The 12,710-nt window shown below is 71.2% G+C and carries 10 protein-coding genes; all 10 read left to right on the forward strand.

Features of this window, described 5'->3' with window-relative positions; all coding sequences use genetic code 11:
• The first annotated feature begins 48 nt into the window (after positions 1-48).
• The 10 genes from murC to recN all read left to right on the forward strand — a co-directional run bounded on the left by murC (position 49) and on the right by recN (position 12,588).
• The gene (gene murC, locus MKK64_RS07580; protein ID WP_147727666.1) at positions 49-1,455 is read left to right on the forward strand and encodes a UDP-N-acetylmuramate--L-alanine ligase; all 1,407 of its coding nucleotides are present in this window, start codon (positions 49-51) and stop codon (positions 1,453-1,455) included.
• Positions 1,456-1,461: 6 nt separating this feature from the next.
• Positions 1,462-2,001: an endonuclease domain-containing protein gene (locus MKK64_RS07585; RefSeq protein ID WP_243933156.1), complete on the forward strand. Its 540-nt coding sequence runs from the start codon at positions 1,462-1,464 to the stop codon at positions 1,999-2,001.
• Positions 1,998-3,011: a UDP-N-acetylmuramate dehydrogenase gene (gene murB / locus MKK64_RS07590; RefSeq protein ID WP_243933158.1), complete on the forward strand. Its 1,014-nt coding sequence runs from the start codon at positions 1,998-2,000 to the stop codon at positions 3,009-3,011. Before MKK64_RS07585 ends, murB begins: the two co-directional genes overlap by 4 nt.
• A 107-nt stretch (positions 3,012-3,118) precedes the next feature.
• Positions 3,119-4,042: a D-alanine--D-alanine ligase gene (locus tag MKK64_RS07595; RefSeq protein WP_243933160.1), complete on the forward strand. Its 924-nt coding sequence runs from the start codon at positions 3,119-3,121 to the stop codon at positions 4,040-4,042.
• Complete coding sequence (locus tag MKK64_RS07600; protein WP_243933162.1) at positions 4,009-4,965, forward strand: cell division protein FtsQ/DivIB; 957 nt, start codon at positions 4,009-4,011, stop codon at positions 4,963-4,965. The genes MKK64_RS07595 and MKK64_RS07600 overlap by 34 nt, the downstream gene beginning before the upstream one ends.
• A 58-nt stretch (positions 4,966-5,023) precedes the next feature.
• The gene (gene ftsA / locus MKK64_RS07605; RefSeq protein ID WP_147729212.1) at positions 5,024-6,346 is read left to right on the forward strand and encodes a cell division protein FtsA; all 1,323 of its coding nucleotides are present in this window, start codon (positions 5,024-5,026) and stop codon (positions 6,344-6,346) included.
• A 103-nt stretch (positions 6,347-6,449) separates the two neighbouring features.
• Positions 6,450-8,168, forward strand: a complete 1,719-nt coding sequence (gene ftsZ / locus MKK64_RS07610) for a cell division protein FtsZ (RefSeq protein WP_243933164.1) — start codon at positions 6,450-6,452, stop codon at positions 8,166-8,168.
• A gap of 489 nt (positions 8,169-8,657) precedes the next feature.
• The gene (lpxC, locus tag MKK64_RS07615) at positions 8,658-9,605 is read left to right on the forward strand and encodes a UDP-3-O-acyl-N-acetylglucosamine deacetylase (RefSeq protein ID WP_147728110.1); all 948 of its coding nucleotides are present in this window, start codon (positions 8,658-8,660) and stop codon (positions 9,603-9,605) included.
• A 256-nt stretch (positions 9,606-9,861) separates the two neighbouring features.
• Positions 9,862-10,740 carry an outer membrane protein assembly factor BamD gene (locus MKK64_RS07620; protein WP_243933166.1) on the forward strand — a complete coding sequence of 293 codons (879 nt, stop codon included), beginning with the start codon at positions 9,862-9,864 and terminating at the stop codon, positions 10,738-10,740.
• A gap of 174 nt (positions 10,741-10,914) precedes the next feature.
• Positions 10,915-12,588 (forward strand): DNA repair protein RecN, encoded by a 1,674-nt coding sequence (gene recN / locus MKK64_RS07625; protein WP_243933168.1) that lies wholly within the window; start codon positions 10,915-10,917, stop codon positions 12,586-12,588.
• Positions 12,589-12,710: the final 122 nt, after the last annotated feature.

Here is a 12,710-nt window from a genome sequence, read left to right on the forward strand (position 1 = left end):
TCCGGGACGCATGCCTCCGCGCAGTCCCGTCATCGAACGGTTCCTCCCATGAAGCTGCCCGACAAGCTCGGTCCCATCCACTTCATCGGCATCGGCGGCATCGGCATGTCCGGCATCGCCGAGGTGATGCACAACCTCGGCTACACGGTGCAGGGCTCCGACGCCTCGGACAACGCCAACGTGCGGCGGCTGGCCGACAAGGGCATGAGGACCTTCGTCGGCCATGCCGCCGCCAACGTCGAGAATGCCGGCCTCGTGGTCGTCTCGACCGCGATCCAGCGCGACAACCCCGAGTTGATGGCCGCGCGCGAGGCCCGACTGCCGGTGGTGCGCCGGGCCGAGATGCTGGCCGAGCTGATGCGCTTCAAGTCCTGCGTCGCCATCGCCGGCACCCACGGCAAGACCACGACGACCTCCCTCGTCGCGACGCTGCTCGACGCCGGCAACATGGACCCGACGGTGATCAACGGCGGCATCATCAACGCCTACGGCACCAACGCCCGCATGGGCGAGGGTGAGTGGATGGTGGTGGAGGCCGACGAATCCGACGGCACCTTCCTGAAGCTGCCGGCCGACGTCGCGATCGTCACCAACATCGACCCGGAGCATCTCGACCATTTCGGCTCGTTCGACGCGGTCAAGGACGCCTTCCGGCGCTTCATCGACAACATCCCGTTCTACGGCTTCGCGGTGATGTGCATCGACCATCCCGTCGTCCAGGACCTCGTCGGCCACATCGAGGACCGCCGCATCATCACCTACGGCGAGAACCCGCAGGCCGACGTGCGCCTCATCGACGTGGACCTGCGCGGCGGTCAGAGCCGCTTCCGCGTGATGATCCGCGACCGGCGTCCCGGCTTCCGCATGGAGATGGAGGACCTCGTCCTGCCGATGCCGGGCAAGCACAACGCGCTCAATGCCACCGCGGCGCTGGCCGTCGCGCACGAGCTCGGCGTGCCGGCGGACGCGATCCGCAAGGCGCTGGCCGGGTTCGGCGGCGTCAAGCGCCGCTTCACCCGCACCGGCGAATGGAACGGCGCCCAGATCTTCGACGATTACGGGCACCATCCGGTGGAGATCAAGGCGGTGCTCAAGGCCGCCCGCGCCTCCACCGACGCGAAGGTGATCGCGATCGTGCAGCCGCACCGCTACTCGCGCCTCGCCTCGCTGTTCGACGATTTCTGCACCTGCTTCAACGATGCCGACACGGTCATCGTCGCCCCCGTCTACGCGGCGGGCGAGGCGCCGATCGAGGGCATCGACCGCGACGGCCTCGTCGCCGGCCTGCGCTCCCGCGGCCACCGCGACGCGCAGGCGCTCGAGCGCCCGGAAGACCTCGCCGGGATCGTGGCCGCGCACGCGACCGAGGGCGACTACGTCGTCTGCCTCGGCGCCGGCAACATCACGCAATGGGCCTACGCGCTGCCGGCGGAGCTGGCGGCGTTCAAGGGGTGAGCTCGAATGAGCCCGGCCGACAGCGAGCGCACGGCATTTCGGCGGCGCCTTCGGCAGCGGCAGACCGAGGCCGAACGGACGCCGTGGTATCGCTTGCGCGATCGGCGGCTGGCCAGGTTCAAGTTCGTTCGGCAGGAAAGCATCGGCCGCTACGTGGCCGATTTCTGCTGCCGTGAGGCGAAGCTGATCATCGAGATCGATCGCAGCCAGCACGCCGACAATGCCTACGACCGCGCTCGCGATGCATGGCTGGCCGATCTGGGCTACCGCGTCCTGCGGTTTTGGAACGCGGAGATCATGAGCAGCCCGTCAGTCGTTCTCGATACGATCTTCAGCGCGCTCCCCCCCTCTCCCCGCACGCGGGGAGAGGGCCGCGACGACCTCGTCGTCGGCGTGGCTAGCCCGAAGGGCGATGGTGAGGGGACGTCGCCGGACGCACCCGTCCTGACCCCGCCCCCTCACCCTCGGCTGCCGCCTCGCTTCGTATACGACGGGGTCGACGAAGCCCTCTCCCCGCGTGCGGGGAGAGGGGGAGCGAACCGATGACCGCCTTCCCCGACATCACGCCGGCGATCCGCGCCGCCGCGCCGGCCCTGCGGGGGCGGCTGCTGGTGAACGCGGCGTTGTCCGACCTGACCTGGTTCCGCGTCGGCGGCCCGGCGCAGGTGCTGTTCACGCCGGCCGACGAGGAGGATCTCGCCCACCTCCTGGCCGGTCTCGATCCCGAGATCCCGGTGACGGTGATCGGGCTCGGCTCGAACCTGATCGTGCGCGACGGCGGCATTCCCGGCGTGACGATCCGGCTCGGCGGCAAGGCGTTCGGAGCGGTGGAGGTCGACGGCGACCGCCTGCAGGCCGGCACCGCCGTGCCCGACATGCGCCTGGCGAAGGCGGCGGCCGAAGCGTCGCTCGACGGGCTCGCCTTCTTCCGCGGCATCCCGGGCTCGGTCGGCGGCGCCCTGCGCATGAACGCCGGCGCCCATGGCGGCGAGACCACCGACGTGCTCCTCGAGGCGCGCGGGGTCGACCGGCGCGGTGCGCTCCGCCGCTTCGGCCATGCCGAGATGGGCTTCACCTACCGCCATGCGGCGGCGCCCGACGACGTGATCTTCACGAGCGCCCTGTTCCGCGGCCGCCCCGGCGAGCGCGCGGCGATCGAGGCGGAGATGGCGCGGGTGACCGCGGCACGGGAAGCCGCGCAGCCGATCCGCGAGCGCACCGGCGGCTCGACCTTCAAGAACCCGCCGGGCGGCAAGGCGTGGCAGCTCGTCGATGCCGCCGGCTGCCGCGGCCTGACGCGGGGCGGCGCGCAGGTCTCCGAGATGCACTGCAACTTCCTGATCAATCGCGACGGCGCCACGGCCGCCGACATCGAGGGGCTTGGCGAGGAGGTGCGCCGGCGGGTGCGCGAGACCAGCGGGGTCGAGCTGCACTGGGAGATCAAGCGGATCGGAATCTCCGTCGACAGATCGACGCCTACGCTGACCGGCGATCCGTTCGGCACCTTTTCCGAGTGGGCAGGTCCCGAAGACGGGAAGGCCTATCGTGACCTCTGAACCCTAGTCCGCGTTCGCAAACAGCGTGGGCTGGGCAGAGGCTATCTGAACACGGGCGCCGGCCGCCGCCCGTTCGTCCCCCTTCGACACGCGCCCCGGAGCCCTCCATGTCCAAGCACGTCGCCGTCCTGATGGGCGGCACCTCCTCCGAGCGCGAGGTCTCGCTGAATTCGGGCACCGCCTGCGCCGACGCGCTGGAGGGAGAGGGCTATCGCGTCACCCGCGTCGACGTCGGGGCCGACATCGCATCGGTGCTGACCGAGCTTCGGCCCGATGCGGCCTTCAACGCGCTGCACGGGCCGGCGGGCGAGGACGGCACGATCCAGGGCCTGCTCGAGATTCTGCGCATTCCCTACACGCATTCGGGCGTGCTCGCTTCCGCGCTCGCCATGCACAAGGAGCGGGCCAAGGTGGTGATGCGGGCGGCCGGCGTCAGCGTCCCGGAAGGGCTGGTCGTTAACCGGCATGATGCCGCGAAGTCACACCCGATCGCCCCGCCCTACGTCGTCAAGCCGGTCTCCGAAGGCTCCTCGATGGGCGTGATCATCGTCCGCGACGGGCGCTCGCATCCGCCCCAGATCCTGGCCTCGGACGAATGGGCGTTCGGGGAGGAAGTCCTTGTGGAGAAATACGTTGCGGGCCGCGAGCTCACCTGCGCGGTGATGGGCGACCGGGCCCTCGGCGTGATCGAGATCAAGGCCGCCTCGGGGGGGTGGTACGACTACGACGCGAAGTACGCGCCGGGAGGCTCGATCCACGTCCTGCCGGCCGAACTTAAACCAAATGTTTACCAGCGTGTCCAAGAGTTGTCGTTAACGGCGCATCAAGCACTGGGCTGCCGGGGCGTCAGCCGTGCCGACCTTCGCTACGACGACACACCGGGTGGAACCGGTGCCCTCGTCGTCCTGGAGGTCAACACGCAACCCGGCATGACCCAGACCAGCCTTGTGCCGGACATGGCCGCCCATGCTGGGTATCGTTTCGGTGAGTTCGTGCGATGGATGGTGGAGGACGCGTCTCTGGGCCGCTGAGCCCCGCTGAATTTCCCGGCGCGACCGGTCCAGCCGCGCGCCTCGTCGGCGGCGTCCTCGCCCGGCTTCCGCGCTTCCTGCGCCGGTCCGACTCGATGCGCCGCGGCCGGCCCGGGCCGTCGATGGCCGAGCGCCTGCCGCGCGGCATCGGCGCCCTCGGCCTCAGCACGGCCTTCGGGGCGCTGGCGCTCGCCGGCTTCGTCGCCAGCGGCCGCTACGACGCCTTCGTCATCGAGAACGGCCGCCCCCTCGACATCCTCGCCCGCGTCGCCGGCTTCGGCGTCGAGCGCGTCACCATCTCGGGCATCTCGCGGATGTACGAGCGCGAGGTGCTCGCCGCCGCCGGCATCGACTGGCGCTCGTCCGTGCCCTTCCTCGACGTCGCCGAGGTGCGCGCCCGCCTGCTCCGGGTGCCGCTGATCGCCTCCGTCTCGGTGCGCAAGATCTATCCCCGCGAGATCGTCATCAACCAGGTCGAGCGCGAGCCCGCCGCCCTGTGGCAGATGAACGGCGAGATCAGCGTCATCGCCGCCGACGGCACCATCATCGATACGATGCGCGACGACCGCTACGCGAGCCTGCCGCTGGTCGTCGGCGACGACGCCAACACCAAGCTCGGCGAGTACCTCGCCCTGGTCGCCGCGGCCGGCCCGCTCGCCGACCGCATCCGCGCCGGCACCTACGTCTCCGGCCGGCGCTGGACCCTGAAGCTCGACGGCGTCGACATCCGCCTGCCGGAGGTCGAGCCCGGAGCCGCGCTGGCCCGGCTGGTCGAGCTCGAGCGCGCCAACCGCCTGTTGGAGAAGGACATCATCGCGGTCGACCTGCGGATGCCCGACCGGGTCGTGGTCCGCCTCACCGAGGAGGCCGCGGCCGCCCGGGCCGAGGCGCAGAAGAAGACGAAGAAGGGGACCGCGACGTGAGCGCAGTCCGGTCCACCCGCCGCCCCGCCCGTTCCCCGTCCTTCGTCGGTAAGCGCTGATGCATTCCCAACACGGCCTGACGCCCCGCCTGAAGCCGCTCTCGGCGCGCCGCAGCACCACGCTGTCGGTGCTCGACATCGGCACCAGCAAGGTCGTCTGCCTCATCGCCGAGCTGCAGCCGGCCGAAGCCCTCACCACGCTGAAGGGCCGGACGCACCTCGCCCGCATCATCGGCATCGGCCACCAGCGCTCGCACGGGCTGAAGGGCGGCGCGATCGTCGACCTCGAGGCCGCCGAGGGCGCGATCCGCCAGGCGGTGCACGCCGCCGAGCGGATGGCCAAGGTCGAGGTCCAGTCGGTCATCGTCAACATGAGCGGCGGGCGCCTCGCCTCGCAGCATTTCCAGGCGCGGGTCAACGTCCGCACCGGCACCGTCACCGGCGCCGACGTGGAGCGCGTGCTGGAGACCGCGAGCGCCCACGGCGTCAGCCCCGGCCGCGCCGTGCTGCACGCGCTGCCGACCGGCTACGCCCTCGACGGCCAGGGCGCGGTGATCGACCCCTCGGGGATGATCGGCGAGGCGCTCGGGGTCGACCTCCACGTCGTCACGGCGGAAGCCGCGGCCGCCCGCAACGTCATGCTCGCGATCGAGCACTGCCATCTCGGCGTCGAGGCGGTGATCGCCACCCCCTACGCCGCCGGCCTCTCGGCGCTGGTCGACGACGAGGCCGAGATGGGCGTCTGCGTCGTCGACATGGGCGGCGGCACCACGAGCTTCGGCGTGTTCTCCGGGGGGCACCTCGTCCACACCGACGCGATCGCGGTCGGCGGCCACCACGTCACCATGGACATCGCCCGCGGGCTCTCGACCCGGGTCGCGGCGGCCGAGCGGCTGAAGACGCTCTACGGCTCGGCCATCGCCACCCCGTCGGACGAGCGCGACATGATCGCCGTCCACGGCGTCGGCGAGGACGAGGGCGAGACCCCGAACCACGTTCCGCGCTCGCAGCTGGTGCGGATCATCAAGCCGCGGGTCGAGGAGGTGGTCGAGCTCGTCCGCGACCGCCTGCGCGCGGCCGGCTTCGCCGCCCAGGCGGGGCGCCGGGTCGTGCTCACGGGCGGCGCGAGCCAGCTCGTCGGCCTGCCCGAGGTCACCCGCCGGGTGATGCAGGGCCAGGTCCGGATCGGGCGCCCGCTCGGCATCCGCGGCCTGCCCGAGGCGGCCAAGGGTCCGGCCTTCTCGGCCGCGGTCGGCCTGCTGGTCTACCCGCAGGTGGCGCATGCCGAGCACTTCGAGCCGCGGGGGCAGCGCGCCTTCGCCGGCACCGGCACCGACGGTTACATCGGCCGCGTCTACGAGTGGCTGAAGCAGGGTTTCTAGGCGTTTTCCCGGGCGCCCTCTCGCGCCCGGCCTCGACGAATCGGCGCTTCCTCCACGGAGGCGCTCCGGACAACGCGTTAAAGGTCACGAAGGGCTCGACACCATGGCCATCTCTCTCCAGGCGCCTGACATCCGCGAACTCAAGCCCCGCATCACCGTGTTCGGTGTCGGCGGCGCCGGCGGCAACGCCGTCAACAACATGATCGAGTCGGGCCTGCTCGGCTGCGAGTTCGTCGTGGCCAACACCGACGCCCAGGCGCTGACCTCGTCGAAGGCCGAGCGCGTGATCCAGATGGGGCTGGGCGTGACGCAGGGCCTCGGCGCCGGCTCCCACCCCGAGGTCGGCTCGGCCGCCGCCGACGAGGTGATCGACGAGATCCGCGACCAGCTCTCGGGCGCGCACATGTGCTTCATCACCGCCGGCATGGGCGGCGGCACCGGCACCGGCGCGGCCCCCGTCATCGCCCGCGCCGCCCGCGACATGGGCATCCTCACCGTCGGCGTCGTGACGAAGCCGTTCCAGTTCGAGGGCCTGCGCCGCATGCGCACGGCGGAAGCCGGCATCCAGGAGCTGCAGGCGGCCGTCGACACGCTGATCGTGATCCCGAACCAGAACCTGTTCCGGGTCGCCAACGAGAAGACCACCTTCGCCGACGCCTTCGCGATGGCCGACCAGGTGCTCTACTCGGGCGTCGCCTGCATCACCGACCTGATGGTCAAGGAAGGCCTGATCAACCTCGACTTCGCCGACGTGCGCGCGATCATGCGCGGCATGGGCAAGGCGATGATGGGCACCGGCGAGGCGTCCGGCGAGAAGCGCGCCAGCCGCGCGGCCGAGGCCGCGATCGCCAACCCGCTCCTCGACGACGTCTCGATGAAGGGCGCCCGCGGCCTGCTGATCTCGATCACCGGCGGCGCCGACCTGACCCTGTACGAGCTCGACGAGGCCGCCACCCGCATCCGCGAGGAGGTCGACCAGGAAGCCAACATCATCCTCGGCGCGACCTTCGACGAGAGCCTCGACGGCATCATCCGCGTCTCGGTCGTCGCCACCGGGATCGAGCCGGCGCTGATCTCGGCCAACTCGCCGAACAACAAGGAGATCGCCGAGACCGAGCAGCGCATCGCCGAGGTCGCCGAGCGCCTGCGCTCCGAGGCCCGCTCGCGCGCCGCCCAGAACGCCCCGAGCTTTCGCGCCGCGGCCGAGCCGGCCGTGACGCAGGCTCAGCCGGCCCCCGTCCAGCCCGCGCGCCCGGCCCCCGAGCCGGTGCAGCACGCCGAGCCCCGCATCGAGGCGGCTCCGGTGATGCGCGACGACATCATGCTGACCCAGTCCCAGCCCCGCGCCGCCGCCCCGTTCGTGCCGGCCCCGGCGCCGGCCCCCGAGCCGGTCGCCCAGCACCATGCCGGCCCGTTCATGCCGCCGCGCCCGGCAGCTCCCGTCGCCGCCCCGCTCGCCCGCGCCCCGCGGATGCCGCAGATCCACGAGCTGCCGCCGATCGCCCAGACCCAGATTGCCGCCAGCCGCGGCGAGCCGGTCGACAACCAGGGCGACACCAAGCGCACCAGCCTGCTCCGCCGCCTCGCGACCGTCGGCTTCGGCGGCCGCCGCGAGGAAGCCGAGCCGGCGCCGGCGCCCCGCGCCCAGCCGCAGGTCCAGGCCCCGATGCCGCCGGCCCCGCGGGTCCAGGCTCCGGTCGCCCCGACCTACCGCCCGGCGCAGGGCAACCTCGACGCGCAGGGCCGCATGGCGCCCCAGCCGCGGATGATGGACGACGACCAGCTCGAGATCCCCGCCTTCCTCCGCCGGCAGGCCAACTGATCCGACGCTCACCGAGACCCCGCGGGCGAAGGCCCGCGGGACTTATCCGCGCGATTCACCGCCTGGCCGGGATGCCGCCCGGGCGCCTGTCGCACCGCAGCATGGATCCGCCGCTCTGCGAGGGCCGGCGGGTTCTTTCGTCGTTCCGGGCGCCGTTTCCGGTCCCGTCGCGCGGCCTCGGCCCCGGTCATGGTGCCTCGAAGACACAGCGCGCCGCGGTTGTAGAGGGCTTGTTAACCATTCGTTAACATGTTGCACTGGAACGATATTCCCGAGATCGCGGCGCAAGCGTGTCTGTAACACAGCGTAAGAAAGCGTGATTTGGCCGTGCTGTGCGCCGCAGCTATAAAAATCTCGGAACAACGAATAGCGGCGCGGTTTTCGGACCGACGCCGCACGCAGGGGCTTCAAGCAGCGGACGGATCGGAAGGCGTCGTCACCACGCGAAATGCGGGGTGGCGTGGCCGGATCGCGGCCGAGGGCTAAGGAATGCGGACGAACCAACAAACAACCCTCAAGGGCGCGACCGTGCTGAGCGGCATCGGCGTCCATTCCGGAAACCCGGTTGCGATCACGCTGCGCCCGGCTTCCGCGAACCACGGCATCGCTTTCCTCCGCACCGGAATGGCCTCCGGCAACGACCGTCTGATCAAGGCCCACCACGCCTGCGTTTCCGCGACCGAGCTCTGCACCGTGATCGGCGACGTCGAATCCGGTGCGGTCGCCACGATCGAGCACCTGATGTCCGCCTTCTACGGCCTGGGCGTCGACAACGCGCTGGTCGAGATCGACGGACCGGAAATGCCGATCCTCGACGGAAGCGCGCTCCCCTTCGTCAAGGCGATCGACGCGGTCGGCATCGCGCAGACCGGCACCGCCCGCCGCTGGATCAAGGTGCTGCGCCACGTCCGCATCGAGGCGGGCACCGCCTTCGCCGAGCTGCGCCCGATCGACCGGGGCTTCCGCCTCGACGTCGAGATCGATTTCGAAAGCCCGGTGATCGGCCGCTCGCGCAAGGCGATGGACCTCACCGCCGCCGCCTACCGCCGCGAGATCGCCCCCGCCCGCACCTTCGGCATGATGAAGGACGTGGAGCGCTACTGGAAGGCGGGCTTCGCCCTCGGCGCGTCCCTCGAGAACACCGTCGCCGTCGGCGAGACCGACGTGGTCAACCCGGAAGGCCTGCGCTTCGCCGACGAGTTCGTCCGGCACAAGTTTCTCGACGCGGTCGGCGACCTCGCGCTCGCCGGGCTGCCGCTCCAGGGCGCCTACCGCTCCTATTGCGGCGGGCACCGCATGAACGTCGGCATCCTCGAAGCCCTGTTCGCCGACCGTGCGAACTACGCGATCGTCGAGGCCCAGGGCACCCGCCGCGAGACCGCGCTCGCCGAGTTCGGCGCCGGCCTCGGCATCGCCGCCTTCGCCGGCGACCTCTGAGATCTCTCCGGCAAACCGCCTGCCGCCCGCGGGCGATGTGGCCTGCAAGACACAGCCGCCCGCCGATCTACGCGGGCGTGGAACCGCCGCTTTCATGCCCGAATCTGGCGCCACGGTGAATCGTCCGTGAAGAGCGCGGCAGTCCGGGATGCGGTGGCGCCTCGGACCCGGTAGAGTGCCGGCGCCGACACGACGTCATGATGGCTCAACGGCGCGCTGCGACGCAGGACGCGCCCGTTCGGGGGAAGAACCGCCAATGCCTGTCACCCTTCGGACCCGCGGAGCGGCGGCGGCCGTGCTCATCACCGCCTTCGGCCTCGGTCTCGGCGGCTGCGACGCGCTCGACCCGACCAACCTGTTCGCCGACAAGTACAAGCCCGAGGTCGTGCAGGATACGCCGGCCGACAAGCTCTACAGCGAAGGCTTGGCGAAGATGGAAGACAGCGACTACGAGGGCGCCGTCAAGAAGTTCGACTCGCTCGACAAGCAGTACGCCTATTCCGACTGGTCGCGCCGCGCGCTGCTGATGACGGCCTACGCGAACTACGAGGGCCAGAAGTACGACGATGCGATCACCGCCTCGAAGCGCTACCTGCAGCGGCACCCGGCGAGCAAGGACGCGGCCTACGCCCAGTACCTGATGGCGATGTCGCAGTACAAGCAGATCCCCGACGTCACCCGCGACCAGGACCGGTCCGAGAAGGCGCTCGTCGCCCTGCAGGAGCTCGTCCAGAAGTATCCGACCTCGGAATACTCGACCGACGCGAAGGCCAAGATCCAGATCACCCGCGACCAGCTCGCCGGCAAGGAGATGGAGGTCGGGCGCTACTACCTCGAGCGCCGCAACTTCCCTGCCGCGATCAATCGCTTCCGCGACGTGGTGAGCAAGTATCAGACGACGCGTCACGCCGAGGAGGCGCTGGAGCGGCTGACCGAGGCCTACATGGCGCTCGGCATCACCGCCGAGGCACAGAACTCGGCCGCCGTGCTCGGGCACAACTTCCCCGACAGTCTCTGGTACAAGGACGCGCACGCCCTCCTGCAGAACGGCGGCCTCGAGCCGCGCGAGGAGAAGAGCTCGTTCCTCAGCAAGATCTACTCCTCGGTGATGGGCCGCACCGCCGCCGCCCAGTAAGCCGCGCGCATCACGACGGGACGCGACGCGCGGGCGGGGCTTCGGCTCCGCCCGTTTCGCATTTCGGGGGTGCGGTCGGCCCGGCATCGGCCTACATGACGGCTTCGTATTTCCCTTAAGTTTGGGTTGCCCGGCCGGACGACGGCCGGCGCCCCGGAGGCTCGAAGGCGCGGCATGCTGGTGCAGCTCGCGATCCGCGACATCGTCCTGATCGACCGGCTCGACCTGAACTTCTCCGGCGGGCTCAGCGTGCTCACCGGGGAGACCGGCGCGGGCAAGTCGATCCTGCTCGACGCGTTCAGCCTGGCGCTGGGCGGGCGCGGCGACGGCTCCCTCGTGCGCCACGGCGAGGCGCAGGGCGGCATCACCGCGGTGTTCGACGTGGGCCTCGACCATCCCGCCCGGCGGATCGCCGCGGAATCGGAGATCGACACCGAGGGCGACCTGATCCTGCGGCGCACGCAGATGGCCGACGGGCGCACCCGCGCCTTCGTCAACGACCAGCCCGTCGGCGTGCAGGTGCTGCGCGCGATCGGCGCGGCCCTGGTCGAGATCCACGGCCAGCACGACGACCGCGCGCTCGCCGACGTCACCACGCACCGCGCCATCCTCGACGCCTTCGGCGGCCTGAGCGGCCCGCTCGACGCGGTCGCGAAGGCGGCCAAGACCGTCCGGGTCGCCCGCACGACGCTGGCCGAGCATCGCGCCCGCGTGGAGACCGCGCGCCGGGAGGCCGACTTCCTGCGCCACGCGGTCGAGGAGCTGGCGGCCCTCGATCCGAAGCCCGGCGAGGAGGCGACCCTGGCCGAGCGCCGCACCGTGATGCAGCAGAGCGAGAAGGTCGCGCGCGAGCTGAACGACGCGCTCTCCGCCGTCGGCGGCTCGCATTCGAGCGTGCCGCAGCTCTCCTCGGCGATCCGCAAGCTCGAGCGCCGGGCGGCGCAGCTGCCGGCTTTGGTCGAGCCCTGCGTCGCGGCGCTCGACGCCGCCCTCGTCGCCCTCGACGAGGCCCGCGCCGTCCTCGACGCGGCGGTGGCCGAGGCCGAGTTCGACCCGCGCGAGCTGGAGCGGGTCGAGGAGCGGCTGTTCGCCCTGCGCGCGGCCTCGCGCAAGTACGACGTCGCCGCCGACGACCTCGCCGCCCTGCGCGAGCGCTACGAGGCGGACGTCGCCGCGATCGATGCCGGCGAGGAGGCGCTCGCCGGCCTGGAGGCGACGCTGCATACGGCCGAATCGGCCTACGCCAAGGCCTCCGAGAAGCTCAGCGCGGGGCGTCGGCGCGCGGCCAAGGCGCTCGACGCCGCCGTGCAGGCCGAGCTGCCCCCGCTGAAGCTCGAGCGCGCCCGGTTCATCACCGAGATCGTCACCGATCCCGAATCGCGCGACGCCGCCGGCATCGACCGGGTCGCGTTCTGGGCGCAGACCAATCCCGGCACCAAGGCCGGCCCGATGATGAAGGTGGCGTCCGGCGGCGAGCTGTCCCGCTTCATGCTTGCCCTCAAGGTGGTGCTCGCCGACAAGGGCTCGGCGCCGACGTTGATCTTCGACGAGATCGACACCGGCGTCGGCGGCGCGGTCGCCGACGCGATCGGCGCGCGGCTGGCGCGGCTGTCGCAGGACGTGCAGGTGGTGGCGGTGACGCACGCGCCCCAGGTCGCGGCGCGCGCCGGCACGCATTTCCTGATCGCCAAGGACGCGGTGAAGGGGGCTGGCCGCGTCGCCACCCGCGTCGCCTCGCTCCCCGTCGCGGCCCGCCGCGAGGAGATCGCCCGCATGCTCGCTGGCGCCACCGTCACCGACGAGGCCCGCGCCGCCGCCGCCCGCCTGCTCGAAGGCGCGGCGGTCTAGGATCGGATCCCGATGAGCGCGCAGAACGGTCGGTTAAGGTTAATCCCTCCTTAACCATCCGGACCGACACTGTTGGGATCCGGTGGCGAAACCGATTCGCGGACGCCGGCGCTTCCATGTTC

Source organism: Methylobacterium sp. E-025, assembly GCF_022829705.1.
GTDB lineage: Bacteria > Pseudomonadota > Alphaproteobacteria > Rhizobiales > Beijerinckiaceae > Methylobacterium.

Coding starts and splice junctions, on each gene's coding strand:
- murC (WP_147727666.1), top strand. CDS start 49: ATGAAGCTGCCCGACAAGCTCGGTCCCATCCACTTCATCGGCATCGGC.
- MKK64_RS07585 (WP_243933156.1), top strand. CDS start 1,462: ATGAGCCCGGCCGACAGCGAGCGCACGGCATTTCGGCGGCGCCTTCGG.
- murB (WP_243933158.1), top strand. CDS start 1,998: ATGACCGCCTTCCCCGACATCACGCCGGCGATCCGCGCCGCCGCGCCG.
- MKK64_RS07595 (WP_243933160.1), top strand. CDS start 3,119: ATGTCCAAGCACGTCGCCGTCCTGATGGGCGGCACCTCCTCCGAGCGC.
- MKK64_RS07600 (WP_243933162.1), top strand. CDS start 4,009: ATGGATGGTGGAGGACGCGTCTCTGGGCCGCTGAGCCCCGCTGAATTT.
- ftsA (WP_147729212.1), top strand. CDS start 5,024: ATGCATTCCCAACACGGCCTGACGCCCCGCCTGAAGCCGCTCTCGGCG.
- ftsZ (WP_243933164.1), top strand. CDS start 6,450: ATGGCCATCTCTCTCCAGGCGCCTGACATCCGCGAACTCAAGCCCCGC.
- lpxC (WP_147728110.1), top strand. CDS start 8,658: ATGCGGACGAACCAACAAACAACCCTCAAGGGCGCGACCGTGCTGAGC.
- MKK64_RS07620 (WP_243933166.1), top strand. CDS start 9,862: ATGCCTGTCACCCTTCGGACCCGCGGAGCGGCGGCGGCCGTGCTCATC.
- recN (WP_243933168.1), top strand. CDS start 10,915: ATGCTGGTGCAGCTCGCGATCCGCGACATCGTCCTGATCGACCGGCTC.